Here is a 21,057-nt window from a genome sequence, read left to right on the forward strand (position 1 = left end):
CCATGGATACCAACACCATTTCGCGCACCAGAGCCCACCGGCCTGGCAGCCGCATCATCGCGGCGGTGATTACCGCCCTTATCGCGTTTTTCGTTCCGGCCTCACCGGCCTTTGCCTTCGAGGATGTCTTTGATTCCGGCCATATCGATGTGTTCTACGTCACTGCGCCGGACGGCCAGCTGCACCTATCCATGCAGGAAGATGTCACAGGTTCACACGTCGAGCGCCCTGGCGATGACGTACTGCTCCAAGTCGTAGAATCGGCATGGTCCGATGCCACCGAGGGCGTTCCCGAGATTGGCGAATCGACCTACTTCCTGCCCCAAACCCAGGACCCGAATATCATCTGGCCAGGCTGGGATACTCAGCCGGCGCGCGATGGTGGCTTTACTAGTGTTGACTTCGAGTTCACCAACATCTCTGGGCCGGGCTCGGTCTATGTCTTTGAAACCTCAGGGTTCGGCAACGTCGGCGCCGTGACCAATTCCGGTTCGATGGAGCTCACCAGCGGCGAGGTGATTAACCAGCCACAGCCTGCACACCGCCACGTCAACTGGGCTTTCAGCGAGGCCGGTACGTATGAGATGACCGTCCAAGCCTCCTCCAACGGCCAAACCAGTAACGCGGTGACCTATACCTGGCAGGTGGGCGAAGGCGGCGATGCCACCTCCACTCACCGCTCCGCGGGCGGCAACGGCGCTGCAGACAACTCCGGTAATGAAGCCGGACATGGCAATTCCGAGAGTGGACAGGGCGGCAGCGCCGCAAGCGATGGTCAGTCCTCGGATCCAGAGTGCCGGCCGGGTATTATCCCGCAGATTAAAGACGATACGGTCTCGCCGCCGCAGTGGCGCGATGCCGATGGCGCGACTTTTTACCTCTCCGATAATTCCAGCGTCGAACTGCCAGAAGATGTTGGTCCCGTATCGGCCGGCCAAGCGTGGATGATCGGTTCTACGCAGGTCGATGGCGTGCCATGGCTCGGTGCAAATACCCAGAGCCCTTCCATGCGCGAGCACATTCCGGGTGACGTCACCTGGGAGCTCGTTGATATGAAGGGCCCTGGCGCCATGATGGTCTACAGCCAGGGTGGCCTGGGCAAGATCGTCGGTGATGAATGGTTCCGCGGCGCAAACGGCGCCGTTGAAGGCAGCTACAATATCGCGCCCAATACCCACGTGCACCCTAACTGGGTCTTCGAAAAGCAGGGCACCTACGACGTCACCATCCGCCAAGTGGCCCAAACCTCCGCCGACAAGCAGGTAGCCGGCCAGGCAACGCTGCACTTCGTCGTGGGCGGCGGCAAGCCAGATGGTGCCTTCGATAATGGCCACTTTGACCTGGGCGCGGAAGTAAACCCGGAGGGCGGCGACTGCGGTGTTGGCGCCGCAGCCGGCGCGGGCTCTAATGGCTCCGGCGCTGGCCAGGATGCCGCTAGCGGTTCCGGTGCGAACGCATCCGGAAAGGGCGGCAACGCGGCTCTCGCCAATACTGGGACCCCCACCATGCCGCTCGGTATCGGCGTGCTCGGTCTGGGCATGCTGTTCCTTGGCCTGGGCATCGCACGGCTCGCTGTCGCGAGGGCAAAGAATTAATGCCAGTGCCCCACTACCGTTTCATACCACGCGGGCTGCAGGCCGTCGGGGCGCTCTTTAGCGTCTCCCTCCTTGCGACAGGATGCACGACCTCGACAGCGGTGGATACCTCGGATCGCTTCAGCGTGGTGGCGACGACGCCGATTTTGGCGGATATGGCGCGCCACGTCGCTGGCGAGGATGCCTCGGTCACCGGACTCATCCCCAGTGGAAAGGACCCGCACACCTTTGAGCCGACGCTGCGCACGGTGCGCAATGTGGCCAATGCGGATCTTGCCTTGAGCAATGGGTACCTCCTGGAACCGCAGTCTCTGATAGATACCTTGCACGAGTCCACGGATGCACCCGTGGTGGAAGTCGCTGACTCGGCCTCTACCCGGGGAGCGACCCTCGTGCCGCTGGTAGAAGATGTCTCCCTGGATGCCATCTGGTTGGGCCTGCGCATCAGCGGCGCCGAACAGCGCAACTCCGGCGTCGACTTTCGCATGGTCTCTGCCGAGGGCCCTGGCGATGTCGCAGCCTACGTGGTCTCCACCTTCGGTACGCCGGAAGTGCTATTTAATAGCGCCGATGGCATCGAAGCTGGCGATGACGCGGTCACCCTCCCTGCTAATGCGCACACGCACGTCTCGTGGGGCTTTTCGGAACCGGGCATCTATAAGCTCGGCTTTCAGGCAGATGGCCCGGAGGTAGAGCACCTAACTGTCGCGGTTGGCGTGAACCCGCCGGAAGATATGGATGTCATTGATTCCGGCCACGTGGATATCGCCGCTGATGTAGCAGAGAGATCTATTGATCTGCGCGATCAAGACCAGCATTTTGACCCCGCGCATACCGCGGTGGCGGTCCCCTCCTCGGTCCTGCAGCCCATTCCACCGGATCCTGCTTATCGCTTTTTGGGCACGCCCGGCGCGGATACGTACCTGCTCCCCCAGGCGGTCTTGGGCAAACATATCCACGGCGAGGTGGACCCACACTTATGGCACAACGTGGACAATGCCATTGCCTATGTCGAAGTCATCGCTGAAGAAATGGCGAATGCGGATCCGTCGCACGGCGCCGATTACCGCGCCCGCGCCGAGTCTTATATCGCGGAATTGCGCGAGCTGGACGAGTACATAGACCGCGCGATTTCCTCTATTCCGCAGAGCAATCGGCACTTGGTCACCACCCACCACGGCTACGCCTACTTAGAGCAGGGCTACGGCCTTTCCGTGGCCGGGTTCGTAACCCCCAATCCCGCCATTGAGCCTTCACCACGAGAGGTCATTGCCCTGCGCCGAACGCTGGAGAACCTGCACCTTCCTGCGGTCTTTGTGGAACCGGTGGAGCAAGCCAGCGCCAGCACGCTGAAGGAAGCCGCCGCACAACAAAACGTGGAGCTGTGCCCCATTTACGGCGACACGCTTGATGATGCCGTGCCTACTTATATCGACCTCATGAAATTCAATGCTGACTCTCTGCAGCGTTGCCTACATCCTTCGAATGGAGATAACCATGCTTAACCTTGCCTCTCGTACCGTTGCCCGCGCGGCCACTCGCACGGCGGCCTGCATCGTCACTGCGGGCCTCGCCGTATCCGCAACGCCTGCCTGGGCCAGCGACCTCGCGCAGGTGGTCGGCGCGGATGAGACCGTTGCGCCAGAGGGCGAAGAAAAGGTCATCGATGCGGGCCACGTTGATATCGGCACGCTGCTCAACGGGTCTGATGCCGAGCTATTGGCCCGGGATGATGCGGGCGAATCCCCGGTGTGGCGCCACCTCGATGACCTGGTATTTTCGGTAGGCGATGCGGCCCAGCAAACGCTGCCGGATACCGAGGACTTCAGCTTCGTCGGCGCACAATCCGGTGAGGATGTGTGGGTTGTCCCGCAAACTGAGCAGGTCGGCGTTCCGTGGCTGGGGTGGAATACCCAGGCGCCTTCGCTTGTCGATAACGCCGATCGCGGCGTCACCATGGAATTCCTCGGCCACTCCGGCCCAGGGGACTTTTCCCTCTTCTTGCAAAACGGCGGCTTTGAGGCACCCCAGCTGCTGTGGTCTACGGCAGAAAAAAGCGAGTCTGAGTTCTGGGTAGATCTCAATACGCACACCCACGCCAACTGGACTTTTACTGAGCCGGGCACCCACCAGGTGGGCATCCGGATTAAGGGTGAAACCACAAACGGCGAGGAGTTTAGTACCGACGGCGTGCTGACCTTCGCTGTGGGCGACGGCGCAGATATCAAGGCCGCCCAGGATGCGGAGTGGAGCCCAGCAGACGCCACGACCGAGGATTCTTCCCTTCCGGTCTGGGTTTATGTTTTGGTCAGCGGCGGAATAATCGTGCTGATCGCTGGTGTTACCGTGCTCGTGAAATCCCGCAAGCGGGGCGATGGCCATGCCTAAGCCGTGCATTCAGGTGCGCGGACTGCAGGTAGCACTATCTGGCCGCACCGTTATTGAAGATGCCAACCTCGAAGTAGGCACCGGTGAATTCATTGGGCTCTTAGGCCCCAATGGTGCCGGCAAAACCACACTGATGCGCGCCATTTTGGGTCTTATACCCTCCTCTGGCACGTGCACCGTCACCGGCTCTGTGGGCTATGTTCCGCAACGCCACGAGGTGGAATGGGGTTTTCCCATCAACGTGTACCGCACCGTGCTCAGCGGGCGCACCGGGCTCATCGGATGGTTTAAGCGCCCTGGGAAAAAGGATCACGCAGCCGCCGCGGAGGCGCTGCGCTTGGTACATATGGAGGAATTTGCCTCCCGTCCCATCGAGGAGCTTTCCGGCGGCCAGCGCCAGCGCGTATTGATTGCACGCGCCCTGGCCATTCAGCCAGAGGTCTTGTTACTCGATGAACCTTTTACCGGCCTCGACGCCCCAAATACCGAGGCCTTATTAGAGCTTTTCGCCGAGCTTGCGGCGCAAGGAAAATCCATCGTGATGTCTACCCATAACCTGTCGGAGGCGGCGCACACGTGCAAGCGCCTGGTGCTTTTTAATCGGACGGTTATTGCAGATGGTCCCGCCGATGAGCTTTTGGCCAAGAAGGATCCGTGGACCCGCGCGTTTGGCGTCAGTGCCTCTTCCCCGTTGCTCGCTGCGATTGGAGTAGCTGCATGATTGATATCTCATTTATCGATTTCTTGCGGGATTTGACCAATCCCCACCTCGATTTCCTCGCTCGGGCGGTGGGCATTTCGCTCATCGCCGCCATCGTGTGCGGGGTCATCGGCTGTTATGTGGTGCTGCGTGGCATGGCCTTTATTGGCGATGCCGTCTCGCACGCCGTGTTCCCTGGCCTGGCCATCGCCTTTGCGCTGCAGACTTCGGTGTTGCTGGGCGGGGCGGTTGCCGGCGCGGTCGTCGCGGTGCTCATCGCTGCGTTTTCGCAACGCAACCACGTGCGCGCGGATTCCATCATCGGCATATTTTTTGCCGCCGCCTTTGCTTTGGGCATGGTGATTATTTCGCGCACGGATGGCTATAGCGCATCGCTGACCAGCTTCCTCTTCGGATCGCTCACCGGCGTTTCGCGTTCAGATATCACCGTCGCCGCAAGCGTCTGCCTGGTGGTCCTGGCAGTGGTCGTGGCCTTTGGTCCGCAGCTGAACGCCACCTGCTTGGACCGGGAGACCGCCCGCGCCATGGGCCTGCCGGTCTTCGCCCTGGATATCATCCTCTACCTGTGCGTGACCGCCGCGGTGGTCATTTCCGTGAGCACCATCGGCAATATCTTGGTCCTCGCCCTGCTGATTACCCCGGCCGCCACGGCGCGCCTGCTCACGGCCAACCTGACCACGATGATGTTCCTCTCCGCCATCATCGGCACAGTGTGCAGCTTCTTTGGCATCTATTTGGCGTGGGCCATCGATCTTCCCGCGGGCGCAACCATCGTGCTCACGCTCACGGTCCTCTTTCTCATTGTCTGGGCCCTGCATCCCTTCCTACGCTCTCGCCGCAAGCCAGGCCACTCTTCTCTTCGCGTGCCAGCGAACGCTTCCGAGAACACCCCACGAAAGGAAACCATCGAATCATGAAACCCTTGTGCCGTACCGCTCTTGCCCTAGGCACCGCCGGATTCCTCAGCGTGGGAACCCTCACCGGTGTGGGCCTGCCCTCTTCCGTTCTAACCACCGCGCATGCCGCAGAGACCTGCAGCGCTGAGGACTTTATCCGCATTACCGAAGGCCACCAAGACATGGCGTTGAAAGATGATGGCGGGGATATCGACTTTGTGGTCAAAGATGACCACGCACGCAAGGAATACCAGTCGGAAGAATTCGCGGTCGAGGTAGCGGATAAGAACAAGCAGCGTATTTCTGCTCTCGATATCCCATCCTTGCCCGAGGAAGGATGGGTGCTGCCGCAAACCCAGATTGAGGATGTTCCGTGGTTGGGCTTTAATACCCAAGAACTCTCCGAGGACTACCTCGGATCCAAGCAGACCGCGACTCTCAGCATGGCCATCGCGTCCGGGCCCGAAGATGGGCGCATTGTGGCCTTCCAAAATGAGGGCATCGGCGAGCTTAAGGTGCGGATGGATACCGAGGACGGGACCGCCTGGGATTATCCCGGCAGATCCCACGCTCACCCCGCCTTCGCTTTTACCAAGCCGGGCACCTACGCCGTCAGCTTTACCTTTGAGCTTCCCGATGGCTCCCGCCACCACCTGCACGCGGGATTCCTCGTCGGCGATGATGCGGATGCAGCAGAGCTGTGCGGTGTCGACTACGAAGAATCCGACGATGCCGAGGCCAGTGCCCCTTCGGGCGGAACCTCCCGCCCAGAACAGCTGGCCAAGGATATTAAAGGCGTAGATAAGGCCATCGCGGGCCTGGATAAGGAGCTGGAAAATACCCTGAAGGAAGGCCAAAAATTCCTCGAAGGCGATAAAAAGAAAGACAAAGACGCCAAGGATCAATCCGGCAATAAACCAGCGAAGCAGGGCCAATCCGGAGGCTCGAAAGAAGCCAAGAAATCTGGTTCGAAGCAGGGATCTAACCAAGGCTCCAAGTCTGGGTCGAAGTCCGGATCCACCAAGGGCTCTGCTCGCGGTTCTGGCCAGAGCAAGACCAACCAAGCCCACGGTTCTGGGGCCGGCTCTGGTGCTGCGTCGCGCAAATCGGGTGGGGGTTCGTCGAAGGGAGCATCGGCAAGCAGCGGCTCTCGCTCCGGTTCTAAGGCTGCACAATCCAAATCCGGCGGTAGTTTTGGCCAGAAATCCGCGGGCAAGTCCACCCCGAAGTCCAAGAGCAGCAAAGCTAAGGACAGCAAATCTAAGGGCGCTAAGTCTGAGAACCGCAGCACGGCGCCGGTGCCAAACGCGTCCGCGGGTGGCAAGGACCACAACAATGAGGCGCTTTCCGGTGCCGCTTACACCGCCTCACTGACCAAGAGCAGCTTTTGGGCGGGCATTTTGGCGGGCCTCGGTGCATTCGCACTGGTGCTAGGGATTGGCCTTTTGGTCTATGTCCAATTCTTCCGCAAGAAAAAGCTAGCCGGCGAACAGCCTGAGGAGCCAGAACAGCCAATGCCGCCGCAGGCCGATGATGCCACGACGCAGATCCCGCGCATCGACTAGAAGCCTGAAAAGTACCGCCTAGGGCTACACGCGTGTCTTGGTAGATAGGAAGTCCCACACAACATTTGGGGTATCCGGCTGCCAAAACCACGTGTGTTCGGCAGGCACCTTGACCAATTCCACGTCCTTCTGGCAACCGTTGAAGTTCAGGCGCTCGGCTCCTCCAATATCCGCCTGGGATTGGAAGGTCATATCGCAGCGATTGCGGTTAAGATAGCCTCCCAAGACTGTGCGCACGGGAAGATAGCCAGCTTCGTGCCGGTCGCCGCCTTCATAGGTCATCATCTGGTCGCGGGTGCCGTGCATGATAAGTGTATGCATTGGCGCATCCCCGCAATTGGTTTCAACGGGGGTATAAAAAGCTCCAGAGACCATGGCAACCGCAGCAAACGTATCTTGCGCGTGACAGCCCAAAACGGAGGTAAAACCTCCGCCATTGGACATTCCCATGGCGTAGACGCGGTTGCGATCCACGTGATAGTCCGCATCCACCGCATCCAGGATGCGCTTGATGAAGCGGATATCTTCGCCGTCATGGGTTTTGGCATATGGAGCTGCTTCCCACGCGCGTTCGTAGCCCTCCGGGTAAATGATGATGGCCTCATCGGTGGCTGACGTATTTCCCATTCGGGCGTAACTGGAGAAGTTTTCCGGGGAATCTCCCCAACCGCCAAATCCAAAAAGCACCGGGGATGGTTTCTCGGGCGAATAATTATCGGGGATACGCACCAGGTAGCGGCGCTGTTTTCCTTCGTGTTCCATCTCGAGCGATTCCATAGTTCCCGGTGCAATAGCCGGATCAGGATTAATACTGTGATCAGCAGAAGGTGCAGGTGGAGCCGGCTCCGAATTACCCGGAAGCGGAGGCTCACCGTCAGTAGACGGGTGCGCCTCAGCATCACGAGGCGTCGATTCAGTGACACCTTCAGGGAGCAGATGCGAGCCGTCTGGTTCTGGAATCACGGGCTCGCCGGAGTGGTGGTCTTGTTCTGGCACAGGCGCCGGGTGCGTCGGTTCTACCGGTGATCCGGCACCTTCTTGTTCCTGCGCCATTGCCGGCACGCTTAAGGCTGCGCCTGCCACTAGGAGCGCGGACAAGAGATAGGTAAATCGAAGAAAAACTTTAGTCACATTAGCCACTTAAGTAACAATAGTTACATCGGTTGTGCCCGCGGGTGCCCACACGCTTGGCGGAGGGCAATTTCTACCAACTTTTAATGAGGCACTAAGCTAGATCCCCATGCACGAAGACAGACCAAGCACCGCCCCCGATTTTTTGCTCTCCCGGGCAACGGGGTCTGTCCGTACCCAAGGTGCGCGGGACACCTTTACCAATGCCGAGGCTGCGGTTGACGCCCTGCACCGAGGCGAGGCCGAGATGGTCGTTGGCGCCATCCCCTTTGATTCCGATACCCCCGCCGCCCTGACCGTGCCAGAATCAATCATCCGGGAAGACGGCCCGCTAGAGCCACATGCGTTCTACCGCAATCAAACGCTCAAGTCCCGCGTCGTGGGCTTTGATCCAGAACCCGAAGAGCACCTACGCCGCGTGGAGGCGGCCATCGGCACCATCGAAACCTCGAAGCTAGAAAAGGTGGTTTTAGCCCGCGCGGTCGATATCGAATTTACCTCCCCCATCGATCCGCGGCTGGTGGCCGCGCGCCTTATCGATCTCTCCGTCAACCGCGATGGCTTCATTGCGGATCTCTCCCCTGCGGGCCGCCCAGGGGCCATGCTGGTCGGTTCTTCGCCAGAGGTGCTGATCAAGCGCCAAGGCTCGACCGTGTCTGCATTCCCGCTCGCCGGCTCTACCCCGCGCCGGGCCAATAAAGCGGCGGACCACATTGCCAGCCAAGACCTCTTGCACTCAGCCAAGGATCTGCTCGAGCATTCCTTTGTGGTAGATCACCTGCGCAAGGTGCTAGAACCACTGTGCAGCAGCCTCGATATCCCCGATACCCCGCAGCTCATACACACCAATGAAATGTGGCACTTGGGCACGCCGGTTACCGGTACCTTGCGGGATAAAGACCTCACCGCCCTGGAATTGGCAGAAGTTGTCCACCCCACCCCCGCAATCTGTGGCACGCCGACGGAAGCGGCGCAGGCGCTTATTGAGACCGCAGAGACCGACCGCGGCTTCTATGCTGGCACCGTCGGCTGGTGCGATAACTCCGGCGACGGTGAGTACATGGTAGCTATCCGTTGCGCGGAAGTTGCCGGCGATGGCCTCTCCGCCCGCGCCTGGGCCGGCGGCGGCGTAGTGGGTGCCTCCAATGCCCAAGCGGAGCTGGAAGAAACCACCGCCAAGCTCCAGACGATCTTACGGGCGCTGAGCCTTTAAGCGGTGCGACTTAGAGCCGCTTCGCCACGAGGATTACATCGCTGGTGTGGTGGGCTCCCGCGCCGCCAGAAACACGGCGCGGCGATCGCCGAAAGGTCTGCACCGTCAATTCGGTCAGGTTTTCCGCCAGCCATTCCGGCATGGCAATCTCTTCTGACTGCATGTCATGGTGAACATAGAGTAAGGTTCCGCCCTTGGCGACGAGCTTTTCCAGCAGTGCTACTTCCCGTGCGGTGGCACGGACACTGCCGTAATGCACGGTGACTAAATCAAATGGGGCGTGGCTGAATTCATCAAAGGTGGCAACCTCGGCGGGCACTCCCCGCGCCTTGGTCCGAGCCACGGCCGTCGGGGCAAAGTCGATGCCGAGCACCTGCCAGCCACGCTCGTGCAGCCACTGGGCATCGGCGCCTTCCCCGCAGCCGATATCGAGCGCGGTACCGACTGGAAGGTCGCTGGCATAGTCCACCAGCGTGGCATTCGGACTCCCCGACCACACCTGCGCAGCAGAGCGATAGCGCTCCTCCATTTCCTGTGCGCTGGGCGCAGACCCGTGGTTGCCTTGATGCGAATGCTCCGGCACGCCGTCCTCCTTCTACCAGTACCTCGCCAGCGGCAGCTGCTTTTGGGTGAACCTACTGCGCCCTAGAGATGGTATTGCGCAAAGTGCCAACCCCTGGAATCTCAATTTCAATGGTATCGCCTGGCACCATCGGGGCGGTTCCGGCGGGCGAGCCGGTAGTGATGACATCGCCAGGCAGCAAAGTATATGCGGCAGAAATCTCTTCCAAGATGCCGCCCATCTTGACGATCATCTGATCCGTATTGGAATCCTGCTTCTGCTCACGGGAACCATCGTGGGTCAGGTACGCATTGATCTTCTGATCATCAAGATCCAAGCTATCCAGGTCCGTTTCAATCCACGGACCCAAGGGGCAGAAGGTATCAATGCCCTTGGCGCGCGCCCACTGGCCGTCCTTGAACTGCAGGTCACGGGAGGAGACGTCGTTGCAGATGGTATAGCCGAGCACGTGGTCTTTCCAGTTCTCAGCCTTGATACTCTTCGATGGCTTGGAAATAACCACGGCCAGCTCGCCCTCAAATTCCACGTTGGTGGCATAATCCGGAATCTTGATGGCCTCATTAGGGCCGATGACCGCAGTCGAGGGCTTCAAGAAGATGGTTGGAGGCAGTTTATCGGAGGACTTCTTAAATACCTCCGCCACGTGGTCGGCATAGTTGCGGCCGAGCGCCACTACCTTGGTGGGCAGGGTCGGCGCCAAGAGCCGCACCTCGCCCAGCTTCCATTCTCGGCCGGTGGGCTCCGGCGGGGTAAACGGGGTGCCGGAGATCTCTTTAGCTACAAGCTCCTCCATCGGGGCGTCTTGTGGCCCGTCAATGATGGCAAAGCAAATTCCTTCTGGGTGTGCAATTCGTCCTAAACGCATAACGGCCATCCTACTAAAAGGTAGCCTTTACATGTATGCAAAGTTTGCGGTGTTAATTTGCAAAGATTATTCAGTTCGCTGCCAACACCGCATTCACACAAAGGACTCCTCGCGCTTAAGCTTGCAGGCTCGCCGCGATGCGGTCTCCTACCTCGACGGTCTTGATTGGGGCATCGCCGCGCTTGGCGATGTCCTCCGCCACCGCCTTTTCCACCTTCTGTGCATTGGCTTCATCACCCAACTGCCGCAAAAGCATCGCCGCCGACAAGATAACCGCAGTCGGATCCGCGATGCCTTGTCCAGCAATATCGGGTGCCGAACCGTGCACTGGCTCAAACATGGAGGGGTTCTCGCCCGAGGCATCAATATTGCCCGAAGCAGCCAACCCAATTCCGCCAGTAATAGCACCTGCTAAGTCCGTTAAGATGTCCCCAAAGAGGTTATCGGTCACGATGACATCGTAACGGGCAGGATCCGTCACCATGTAGATGGTCGCGGCATCGATGTGGTTGTAGTCCACCTCCACCTGCGGATATTCCCTCGCAACTTCTTCTACCGTGCGGTGCCACAGATCGCCGGCGTTGACGAGCACATTGGTCTTGTGCACCAGGGTCAGGTGCTGGCGGCGCTGCGATGCCCGCTCGAAAGCATCGCGCACCACGCGCTCTACCCCGAAGCGGGTATTTTGCGAAACCTCGCTGGCTACCTCGTGCGGCGTTCCTTCCCGCAGCGTGCCACCATTGCCGCAGTACAGGCCCTCGGTGCCTTCACGCACCACGACGAAGTCAATCTCGCCAGGGTTAGCCAACGGCGAGTGGGCCGTGGGATACAAAATGGAAGGGCGCAGGTTCACGTGGTGATCGAGCGCAAAACGCATCTTCAATAGCAGGCCGCGCTCCAAAACGCCTGGAGGAACCTCGCCTGGCGCGCCGATGGCACCCAGCAAAATGGCATCGTGCTCGCGCAAGCTGGCTAAGTCTGCGTCCGTTAAAAGCTCGCCATTGCGCAGGTATCGCCGCGCGCCCAAGTCATAGTCGGTAGTTTCAATATCGCTGCGCACCGCGCGCAACACCTTCAGGGCTTCCGCCGTTACTTCCGGCCCAATACCGTCGCCGCCAATAACCGCTAATTTCATTGGATAGGATTCCTTTCTCACATAGTGGATTAGGCATTAGCCTACCAAAGAAAACCCGCCCATCGCAGTAAGTCTGCGCGATGGGCGGGCATGAGTACGCGGTTAGGCTAATCGTCCTAGCCTGCGGTGAGGTTATTCATCCATATCGAATTGCTGGCACGTAGCGCCAAGGGCGGAGTTGATCTCCTCGATGAGAGAATCTGGCACCTCGGACTCCACGCGCAAAATGAGCACGGCATCGGATTCCTGCTTTCCCTGCGTCAGGGCTGCAGCGATGATGTTGATACCCGCCGCACCCAGCTTGGTACCCACGGTACCCAGCGCGCCTGGGGCATCGGCATAACGGAAGAACAGGTTGCGGCCCTCGGCCCGCATATCCACGCCACGGCCATTGATGCGCACAAACTTTTCGGTGCCATCGATACCGATGAGCGCACCGGTGAGCGAGGACGTCACGCCCTCTGCGCTAATGACCTTGACCTGCAAGGAAGAACGGTGCCCCTTGGATTCTGGGTTGGTGGAGACCGAAACTTCGACCCCACGGCTCTCAGCAATCTGCATCGCGTTGACAAAGGTAACCGGCTCCGAAGTCACACCGCTAAACAGACCGCGTACGGCCGAAAGGCCCAGCACGTCCACATCCTCAGTGGACAGCTCGCCGCAGGCCTCAATCTCCACGGCGACGGGAGCCTGATCAAGCAGGCGCCCTGCGGTAAGACCCAGCTTGCGGGCAAGGTCGAGCCAGCCGGCGACCTCTTCGCCCACCGTGCCGCCAGAGACGTTGACCGCATCAGGGACGAACTCGCCGGCAAGGGCCTTGAGTACCGAGGCAGCGACATCGGTACCAGCGCGATCCTGTGCCTCCACAGTGGACGCACCCAGGTGCGGCGACACCGTGACCTGCGGGAGCTTAAAGAGCGGGGAATCCGTGCACGGCTCCGTGGAGTACACATCAAAACCCGCACCGCGGTGGTGACCCGAGGTAATGGAATCTGCCAAGGCCTGCTCGTCTACGAGGCCGCCGCGGGCGGCGTTGATAAGTATCTGGCCTTCCTTTGCCTTGGCCAAAAGCTCCGCATTGAACATACCGGCGGTCTCCGGCGTCTTGGGCAGGTGAATGGTGACAAAATCTGCCTGCGCCATCAGATCTTCCAGCTCGACCAATTCCACGCCAAGCGCTGCCGCACGCGCCGGATTGGCATAAGGATCGTAGGCAATAATCTTCGTTTCAAAGGCGCTCAACCGCTGTGCAAAAAGCTGACCGATGTGGCCGAAGCCGACGATACCAATAGTCTTGCCGTAGACCTCCACGCCCTTGAAGGAAGAGCGCTTCCACTCGCCCTCGCGCAAGGACTGATCCGCCGCTGGAATCTGGCGGGCAGTGGCCAAAAGCAAGGCAATCGCCTGCTCGCACGCAGAGTGGATATTGGAGGTAGGAGCGTTGACCACCATGACGCCTTTGTTGGTGGCGGTGTCAATATCCACGTTATCGAGTCCCACGCCCGCGCGACCCACAATCTTAAGCTTGGGCGCGGCTTCTAGAACTTCAGCGTCGACCGTGGTGGCAGAGCGCACGAGCAGCGCATCTGCTTCTGGAACCGCAGCAAGCAATTCCTCGCGGTTCGGGCCATCTACCCAGCGCACCTCGACAGAATCCCCCAAAGCCGTCACTGTGGATTGGGCCAATTTATCGGCGATAAGAACTACCGGCTTCGACATATCATCCTTCGTTTCAATTCGTTGTGCATTACGCGAAAATCACCGCGTGTGAAGGAAGTGTAGTTCAGTTTGGGGTGCCCTGCCTTATTTTTTCCTTAAATTCTTTCACTTGACCGAATTCCGGGCCCAAAGCAATCAGTGACCCCTCGTCCAGCCCCGCCACCATGGCCATACTCCGCTTATCTTCCAGCGGATCTGCCGTCGGCATCACCAATACCGAGCCACCATAGGCCGCGGCCGTAATGACATTGGCTACCGGGCTATCCGCCGTGGCCACAATATTGGGCGCCATCTGGCCATCGCGCCGCGACTGTGCCGGAACGGGCGATAACTTTTTACCATCGTCGTCGGGCTCACCCTCATAAGGAATCCAGGCAGGGCGCAACTCAACGTAAGGTGTTTTATCCAGCCGCGCGATGTCCTTGACCATTTGTTTCGGCGAGGCGACCACCTTGGACTCATATTGGAATGCCGTGAAATCTCCCAACGCTTCGTGCGTTCCCGGGTCCTTGATGACAGTGAAATCACCGCTGGATTGTGTCCATGGAATATCGCCAATGATGACGAGTCGTTTTACTTCCAAGTCACCTACCAGGTTGAGGATGTCACCGCGGCGCGAGCGATCGTATTCCACGGCCGGCAGGTGCTGGTTAATAGCCAACGTCGCCGCGCGCAGTTCGGATTTAGCATCGGGTGCAAAGAGCACCATCGAGTCAGAATCCTCGAAAAAAGTCCGCGCAGCGTCAATGCCGCTAGGATCATCGATGATTTCAAACTTGCCAGCGAATTTGGGATCGATAAGGCGGTTTTGATTCTCTGACTTGGCGCGCTCAAGCTCAACGTCGGACTCGGAGAGATCCGACAGCCCACGCTTTACCAGTTTGGGCTCCTGCAAGGCATCGCCGCAGCCGACAAGTACAAGGGAGGCTGCGATAACCGCTGCAGCCGCCCGGAACCTCTTAGCGGCCAAATGCATGTGGCCCCTCTTCACCGCCGGCCAGGTTTGCTTCATCGACATCTCGAATGACGGGAATGCCCAAGGTTTCTTCCACCAGGTTCACAAAACGATGGCGCCGATCCGCCAAGAATTCCTGAACCATTGACTCCCTTAGGTTAGCGACATCGAGGTCGTGCGACGCCAAGACGGCATCAAATTCCTCGTCTTCCATGATGGACTTGGATTGCACGCGTGGCAGGTAGCGATTCGGTGCGAATCCATCGAGGACGACCTCTGTGCGTTTGCCCATCGGGGTGTAGTTCATGACCGAATGGGCCAAGACCGAATCCACCCCGTGGCGCTGGCACCAATTCAGTGGGAATACCGGGAAAAACCCTGGTTGCAGCTCTTCAAAGGTGTGGCGAGTAAATTCGCTGCCCGTCCGCCAATCTTTCGCGCCTCGGGCCATGAGCAGGGCATAAATACCGTGCCATACGCCATCGTTTTCATCGACCGACAGCAAGCGGGATTCCCGGAATCCTGCATCTGCGACCGTCTTGGGAACGTCATTGGTGGCCCCAGCAACCCACTCCGTTACCTCGTCCACATCGCGGGCGGCGCGCAGTGGCACCGCGGAAGAACCGTAGAGCTCACCAAAGACGCCACACCAGAACCACTGGTCGATGCGATCCCATGCCTGCTGGCTAGACAGGGCTCCAGGCCGCTTTGCCAAGCGCGCAATGATGACCGCCAGCGGCACGATCTGTTCGGTATAAGGAACTTGATCCAGGCTTAGAATTCGGCGCTGCGCCAAGAATTCGGCAACCTCGTGGAAGGTGATGCGCAGGTCGTGCGCGGCCGCCTTGTACTCGGATAGGGACAGCTTCAAAATGTCTTCGCGTTGACCGCCGGCATTGCCCTTCTCCCCTGTGACCAAGAGAGACACTGCGGAAAGAAATTCATTGCGCCCGATGCCATCGAGCGCGGGTGAATCCCGCAGGTCCTTTTCCACCTGCTGCCAATCGTTAGCAAGGTGGAAGGTCGGGTCTTCGGAAGCAAAGACGGCCGTTAAGAGATCGAAGACATCCATCTGCAGGCCGGCGGAGTTCGCCTGGGCGAAGATAGAACCGATTCCCGAGCGCTCCGTTTCACGGGATAGCCGGATCATCGGGATGTCGTAGCCGGCCAAAGGTCGCACGATGCGGTTATTAAACGCTGCAAGCTCGGCGCTATACTGCTCGTGAGTGGCGGCAAGCTCGAAAAGCATGCTGATGCCTTCCTCACTCAATAGCGAGGCCACAGGAATGCACATATTATCCAGCCCATCCTGGCGGCAGGTGATAGCCCCATCAATATCGGGGCCGAAGTGCGAGCAGATCTCGCCGTTCTGGTCGACGGCGAAAATGGCGTCATCGGCAAGCAAGTCCCCACTGACCGCGGCACGAACGTCAATGAAAAAGCGGCGGTGGACCTTCTTTTTCCGGAAATCGGTGGTCTTGACAAAACCCTCGCCGTTAAAGCAGTGATACAGGGAGGTAAGGCGCTGTTGACCGTCCAGAAGGAGCAATCCGGGCTCGACGCCAACCTCGGGCGCGCCCGCCAAAACCCGCGGGCGGAAACGCATTTTTTCATTTCGGGTATCCAGGGCCATCAGCGCTCCGATGGGGTAACCACGCAGGACCGTAACGATAAGTGAGCGGATGCGGTCTTCATCCCAGGCGTAGCTGCGCTGGAAATCCGGAAGCTGGATATCGCCTCGGTCGATCCGCGAAAAAAGATCCTTGAGATCATAGCTTGGCGTCGTAAAACCCATAGGGCTAATACTACCCGCAACACCTCGGCGGCACCTCACAGACTAAGGCGATGGGATAAAGCTTTCCAAAGCACAAAGCGGCCCACGGGGAGTTTCCCGCGGGCCGCAATGACAGCAGCGACTGACTAGGCAGTAGCGTCCAATGGGTTCTTGACCCAGCTCATGAGATCGCGCAGCTTGGTGCCGGTCTTTTCGATTTCGTGCTGCGCAAATTCATCGCGCAGGTCTTCCAGCTCCTTGTTGCCGCCCTCAACGTTGTCGAGCAGGCGCTTGGTAAAGGTGCCGTCCTGGATATCGGACAGGACATCCTTCATGCGCTGCTTGGTATCAGCGTTGATGATGCGTGGGCCGGAGATGTAGCCACCGAACTCAGCGGTATCAGAGACCGAGTAGTTCATGTTGGCAATGCCGCCCTCGAACATGAGGTCCACGATGAGCTTCATCTCGTGCAGAACCTCGAAATAGGCCATCTCTGGCTCGTAGCCGGCCTCGGTGAGGACCTCAAAGCCATTGCGGATGAGGAACTCAACGCCACCACACAGGACGGCCTGCTCGCCAAAGAGGTCGGTGACCGTCTCTGCCTCGAAGGTGGTGGGGATAACGCCGGCGCGAGCGCCACCGATGGCAGCGGCATAGGACAGGGTCAGGTCATGACCCTCGTGCTTCGGATCCTGCTCGGTGGCAATCAAGCAAGGAACGCCCTTGCCGTCAACGAACTGGCGGCGGACCAGGTGGCCTGGACCCTTGGGGGCAACCATACCGACGGTGACGGACGCAGTCGGCTCAATCAGCTTAAAGTGGATGTTCAGGCCGTGACCGAACAGCAGTGCGTTGCCGTCCTCCAGGTTCGGGGCGATGTGCTCTTCGAAGATCTCCTTCTGGGAGGTATCCGGCGCCAGCAGCATAACGACGTCGGCCCACTTGGATGCCTCCGCGACGGACTTGACCTCGAAGCCAGCCTCTTCTGCCTTGGCTGCAGACTTAGAGCCCTCGCGCAGACCGATAACAACCTCAACGCCGGAATCGCGCAGGTTCTGGGAGTGGGCGTGGCCCTGAGAGCCGTAGCCGATGACCGCTACCTTGCGGCCCTGGATGATCGACAGGTCAGCATCGTCGTCGTAGTAGGTATCAATAGCCATTTCAAATCCTCAATTCTTTGGTAGGAAAAGTTGTAATGAAGCGTCCTAACGCAGAGTATATATCACTGCGCGGGACAATGTGTTCACATCGTGAGATTTTATTTACTTTTTGGGAGCCGTAGCCTTCGGGCCGCGCCCCAAGGCTACGTGGCCCGATTGCACGAGTTCGCGAATCCCGAAAGGTTCGAGGACCTCGAGCAGCGCCGCGAGCTTGCCCGGCGTACCGGTAGCTTCCACGACGACCGATTCCTTTGCCACGTCGACCACGCGGGCACGGAAGATATTCACCGCATCCACCACCTGCGCGCGGTTGGAATTATCGGCCGATACCTTCACCAGCATGATGGCGCGAGCAACGGTGGAATCTTCCTTGAGTTCCACGACCTTGATGACCGGAATGAGCTTATTGAGCTGTTTTGTTACCTGCTCAATGATCACCTCAGAAGCATCCACGACGATGGTCAGCCGGTTAATTCCGGGGGTTTCCGTATGCGCGGACACCAAGGACACCAAGCTATAGCCACGACGGCTAAACATTCCCACCACGCGGGCGATGATGCTTTCAACATCCTCAACTAATACCGATAAGGTATGCCGAGTTACCTCGTTTTGCGTCATGGTTTATGCCTCCTGGATGGTTTCGTCGATCTCAGCTGGGGTCTCCGCGGCGGATTCAGCTTCATCAAAAAGCGGGCGCAGGCCGCGGGCGTACTGGATTTCCTCATTGGAGGCACCGCCACCGATCATCGGCCACACCTGTGCATCTTGGCCGACGATGAAGTCAATGACGACTGGCTTATCGCTAATTGCCTGCGCGCGCTTAATGGCCGGAACGACTTCTTCTTCGCTCGTTACCCGGATGGCTTCACAACCGAGTGCCTCCGCCAAACGGACGAAGTCCGGGGTGAAGGCGTTTTCTTCGCGCAGCTTGGTGTGCGAATAGTGCTGATCATAAAACAGCGTCTGCCACTGCCGGACCATTCCAAGGTTGCCGTTATTAATGACAGCAACCTTAAACGGGAAGCCTTCCAAGGCGGCGGTGGTAAGTTCCTGGTTGGTCATTTGGAAGCAACCATCGCCGTCAATCGCCCATACTTCTTTATCAGGGCGCGCTGCCTTTGCACCCAAGGCAGCGGGAACCGCATAGCCCATGGTTCCGGCGCCACCGGAGTTGATCCAGGAACGCGGGTGTTCAAAGTCCAAGAACTGCGCGGACCACATCTGGTGTTGGCCCACGCCCGCGCAGTAGATAGCCTCCGGCCCAACGGTCTCGCTGAGCTTTTCCAAGACGAATTGTGGGTTCAGCAGGCCATCATCGGTGGGCTCATAACCGCGCGGGAAACGCTCCTGCATGCCGCGCAGGTAATCGTGCCACTGTTTCACATCGGCGGCAGGCTGCACGTCCTTCTTGCGGTACTCCTTGCCCAACGCGGTCAAGCACTTCTTCGCATCGCCGACGATGGGGACCGTAACCTCGCGGATCTTGCCAATCTCGGCCGGGTCAATATCGGCGTGGATGACCTTCGCATTGGGCGCGAAGGTAGAGGTATCGCCGGTCACGCGGTCATCGAAGCGGGCGCCAATGGCGATGATGAGGTCCGCGCGCTGCATGGCCGCGACGGCTGGGACGGTGCCGTGCATGCCCGGCATCCCTAGGTGCAGTGGGTGGGAATCTGGAAAGGAGCCCAGGGCCATCAAGGTAGTAACCACGGGGATATTCGTCAGCTCTGCAAACTCCAACAGCTCCTGGGAGGCGTTGGCTTTAATGACTCCGCCACCGACATAGAGCACGGGCTTTTCCGCATGCCCCATCAATTCCATGGCCTGGGCCACCTGTCGGTGGTGCGGCTTGGTGACTGGCTTATAGCCCTGCAGGTCCAGCGCTTCCGAGAAGCGATAATCCACAAAGCCGTTTTGCACGTCCTTCGGGATATCAACGAGCACCGGACCGGGGCGACCGGTGGAGGCCAAGTGGAAGGCGGCCGAAATAGCAGAAGGGATCTCTGCAGGATCCGTCACGATGTAGTTGTGCTTGGTAATTGGCATGGTGACACCGCGGATATCGGCCTCCTGGAAGGCATCGGTGCCCAAAAGGTTACTGCCCACCTGGCCGGTGATGGCGACGATGGGAACGGAGTCCAAGTTGGCATCGGCAAGCGCAGTAACCAAGTTGGTCGCACCGGGCCCGGAGGTAGCGATGCACACGCCCACCTTTCCGGAGGCCTGCGCATAGCCCTCGGCGGCGTGGCCGGCGCCTTGTTCATGGCGAGTTAGCACGTGGCGAAGCTTGGTTGAACCATGCAGTGCATCGTAGAGCGGAAGCACGGCACCGCCTGGAATACCGAATACGAGATCGGTGCCCAGATCTTCCAGCGTGCGGACAATTGCATGAGCCCCACTCATTCGCTCCGTGGGCGCAGCGGTAGTCGCAGCGGCCGCGGAACTAGGCGTGGGCGAGGATGTCGTTACCACGGTGTATGTGCTCCTTGGGTTGGTCTGTCATGGAAACTGATCATCGGAAAACGCCCTAGTTACAACTAAAGCCCCCGCGGGCCGGTGGTCTGCGGGGGCGAAAGCGTCGACGTTCAGGAAACGCCGCGGTCACCGCCGCGCTCGTACCACCTGAAGTCGAATAATGATCATATTTCCAACTATATACCGATAGAATTATATCTGGAAGCAGTTACCCCCTTTTGGGAAAACTTTCTCATACGTTGAAACACGGCGAAAAAATGGTTCGCTTCCCCACCGCATGGTCAATTAGGCTGGCACACTATGACCCCACCAGCACAGGACAAACAACCTCGTCAGTCCACCACCCAGGCAGAGGTCTTCACCCCTTCTCGCGACCACATCTTGGGCATTTTAATTTTGTCCACGATCGCCTTATTGAGCATTGGATGGGCGCCCAAATACCTAGGGTGGTTGCTCATTATCCCCGTTATCGGCCTCTGGTGGGTCATCAAGGCCCGCACGCGGGTCTCTGAGAAAGGCATCTCCATTTCTTATGCATTCCGGAAAAACGTTTCCATCGCATGGGATGATTTCGCCGGAATTGGCTTCCAGCGCGCCCGGGCCTTCGCGCAGACTAAAAATGGTGCGAAACATAACCTGCCTGGCGTAACCTTCAACTCACTGCCCCGCTTGGCACAAGCATCCCGCGGGCGCATTCCCGATGCCCTCACCCAGGGCCGCGAGGCAGCCGACGACAAGGTCGTCATCGTACACCGCGACGGGCAGCAGATCCTCTTAAGTAAAGAGGAATACGCTGCATACCTAGAAAAGCACCCCGAGCTTAAAGATTCGGCAGAAAACTAAATCTACTTTCTCCCCTATTTGACCAATCTATAAGGAATA

At 59.0% G+C, this 21,057-nt stretch carries 18 protein-coding genes; 8 read left to right on the top strand and 10 right to left on the bottom strand.

What is annotated here, in order from left to right:
• Window positions 1-2 precede the first annotated feature (2 nt).
• Genes ABRP86_RS06175 through ABRP86_RS06200 form a run of 6 tightly spaced genes read left to right on the top strand, consistent with a single transcriptional unit; the run spans window position 3 to window position 7,165 of the window.
• Window positions 3-1,595 (top strand): choice-of-anchor M domain-containing protein, encoded by a 1,593-nt coding sequence (locus tag ABRP86_RS06175; RefSeq protein WP_349863101.1) that lies wholly within the window; start codon window positions 3-5, stop codon window positions 1,593-1,595.
• The gene (locus ABRP86_RS06180) at window positions 1,595-3,100 is read left to right on the top strand and encodes an anchored repeat ABC transporter, substrate-binding protein (RefSeq protein WP_349863104.1); all 1,506 of its coding nucleotides are present in this window, start codon (window positions 1,595-1,597) and stop codon (window positions 3,098-3,100) included. Before ABRP86_RS06175 ends, ABRP86_RS06180 begins: the two co-directional genes overlap by 1 nt.
• Window positions 3,093-3,983 carry a choice-of-anchor M domain-containing protein gene (locus tag ABRP86_RS06185; protein WP_349863107.1) on the top strand — a complete coding sequence of 297 codons (891 nt, stop codon included), beginning with the start codon at window positions 3,093-3,095 and terminating at the stop codon, window positions 3,981-3,983. Before ABRP86_RS06180 ends, ABRP86_RS06185 begins: the two co-directional genes overlap by 8 nt.
• A complete protein-coding gene (locus ABRP86_RS06190; protein ID WP_349863110.1) occupies window positions 3,970-4,704 on the top strand; it encodes an anchored repeat-type ABC transporter ATP-binding subunit in 735 nt (244 codons plus the stop codon). Before ABRP86_RS06185 ends, ABRP86_RS06190 begins: the two co-directional genes overlap by 14 nt.
• The gene (locus ABRP86_RS06195; RefSeq protein ID WP_349863112.1) at window positions 4,701-5,621 is read left to right on the top strand and encodes an anchored repeat-type ABC transporter permease subunit; all 921 of its coding nucleotides are present in this window, start codon (window positions 4,701-4,703) and stop codon (window positions 5,619-5,621) included. The genes ABRP86_RS06190 and ABRP86_RS06195 overlap by 4 nt, the downstream gene beginning before the upstream one ends.
• Complete coding sequence (locus ABRP86_RS06200) at window positions 5,618-7,165, top strand: choice-of-anchor M domain-containing protein (protein WP_349863114.1); 1,548 nt, start codon at window positions 5,618-5,620, stop codon at window positions 7,163-7,165. Before ABRP86_RS06195 ends, ABRP86_RS06200 begins: the two co-directional genes overlap by 4 nt.
• A gap of 24 nt (window positions 7,166-7,189) precedes the next feature.
• Here ABRP86_RS06200 and ABRP86_RS06205 read toward each other — a convergent pair whose 3' ends face one another.
• Window positions 7,190-8,296 carry a CE1 family esterase gene (locus ABRP86_RS06205; RefSeq protein ID WP_349863116.1) on the bottom strand — a complete coding sequence of 369 codons (1,107 nt, stop codon included), beginning with the start codon at window positions 8,294-8,296 and terminating at the stop codon, window positions 7,190-7,192.
• 109 nt (window positions 8,297-8,405) lie between these two features.
• On the opposite strand from ABRP86_RS06205, the gene ABRP86_RS06210 reads away from it, so the two are divergent.
• The gene (locus tag ABRP86_RS06210) at window positions 8,406-9,509 is read left to right on the top strand and encodes an isochorismate synthase (protein WP_023026417.1); all 1,104 of its coding nucleotides are present in this window, start codon (window positions 8,406-8,408) and stop codon (window positions 9,507-9,509) included.
• 10 nt (window positions 9,510-9,519) lie between these two features.
• Here ABRP86_RS06210 and ABRP86_RS06215 read toward each other — a convergent pair whose 3' ends face one another.
• The 9 genes from ABRP86_RS06215 to ABRP86_RS06255 all read right to left on the bottom strand — a co-directional run bounded on the left by ABRP86_RS06215 (window position 9,520) and on the right by ABRP86_RS06255 (window position 20,172).
• Window positions 9,520-10,092 carry a class I SAM-dependent methyltransferase gene (locus ABRP86_RS06215; protein WP_502880305.1) on the bottom strand — a complete coding sequence of 191 codons (573 nt, stop codon included), beginning with the start codon at window positions 10,090-10,092 and terminating at the stop codon, window positions 9,520-9,522.
• Between the two features lie 52 nt (window positions 10,093-10,144).
• Window positions 10,145-10,957 (bottom strand): fumarylacetoacetate hydrolase family protein, encoded by an 813-nt coding sequence (locus ABRP86_RS06220; protein ID WP_023026413.1) that lies wholly within the window; start codon window positions 10,955-10,957, stop codon window positions 10,145-10,147.
• 115 nt (window positions 10,958-11,072) lie between these two features.
• Complete coding sequence (locus ABRP86_RS06225; RefSeq protein WP_349863119.1) at window positions 11,073-12,092, bottom strand: 3-isopropylmalate dehydrogenase; 1,020 nt, start codon at window positions 12,090-12,092, stop codon at window positions 11,073-11,075.
• Between the two features lie 132 nt (window positions 12,093-12,224).
• Complete coding sequence (gene serA, locus ABRP86_RS06230) at window positions 12,225-13,811, bottom strand: phosphoglycerate dehydrogenase (protein ID WP_349863121.1); 1,587 nt, start codon at window positions 13,809-13,811, stop codon at window positions 12,225-12,227.
• A 64-nt stretch (window positions 13,812-13,875) separates the two neighbouring features.
• Window positions 13,876-14,787, bottom strand: coding sequence for a hypothetical protein (locus ABRP86_RS06235; protein WP_023026406.1), 912 nt, complete (start codon window positions 14,785-14,787; stop codon window positions 13,876-13,878).
• On the bottom strand, window positions 14,771-16,561 hold the full coding sequence (locus ABRP86_RS06240; RefSeq protein ID WP_349863123.1) for a GmrSD restriction endonuclease domain-containing protein: 1,791 nt from the start codon (window positions 16,559-16,561) through the stop codon (window positions 14,771-14,773). Before ABRP86_RS06240 ends, ABRP86_RS06235 begins: the two co-directional genes overlap by 17 nt.
• 125 nt (window positions 16,562-16,686) lie before the next feature.
• Window positions 16,687-17,700 (bottom strand): ketol-acid reductoisomerase, encoded by a 1,014-nt coding sequence (gene ilvC, locus ABRP86_RS06245; protein ID WP_349863125.1) that lies wholly within the window; start codon window positions 17,698-17,700, stop codon window positions 16,687-16,689.
• A gap of 102 nt (window positions 17,701-17,802) precedes the next feature.
• Window positions 17,803-18,318, bottom strand: a complete 516-nt coding sequence (gene ilvN / locus ABRP86_RS06250; RefSeq protein ID WP_023026400.1) for an acetolactate synthase small subunit — start codon at window positions 18,316-18,318, stop codon at window positions 17,803-17,805.
• A gap of 3 nt (window positions 18,319-18,321) precedes the next feature.
• Window positions 18,322-20,172, bottom strand: coding sequence for an acetolactate synthase large subunit (locus tag ABRP86_RS06255; protein WP_349863127.1), 1,851 nt, complete (start codon window positions 20,170-20,172; stop codon window positions 18,322-18,324).
• 303 nt (window positions 20,173-20,475) lie between these two features.
• On the opposite strand from ABRP86_RS06255, the gene ABRP86_RS06260 reads away from it, so the two are divergent.
• Complete coding sequence (locus ABRP86_RS06260) at window positions 20,476-21,018, top strand: PH domain-containing protein (RefSeq protein WP_284782927.1); 543 nt, start codon at window positions 20,476-20,478, stop codon at window positions 21,016-21,018.
• Window positions 21,019-21,057 lie beyond the last annotated feature (39 nt).

Origin of the sequence: Corynebacterium sp. KPL3927 (assembly GCF_040225835.1) — a bacterium.
In the GTDB taxonomy this organism is placed as follows: domain Bacteria; phylum Actinomycetota; class Actinomycetes; order Mycobacteriales; family Mycobacteriaceae; genus Corynebacterium.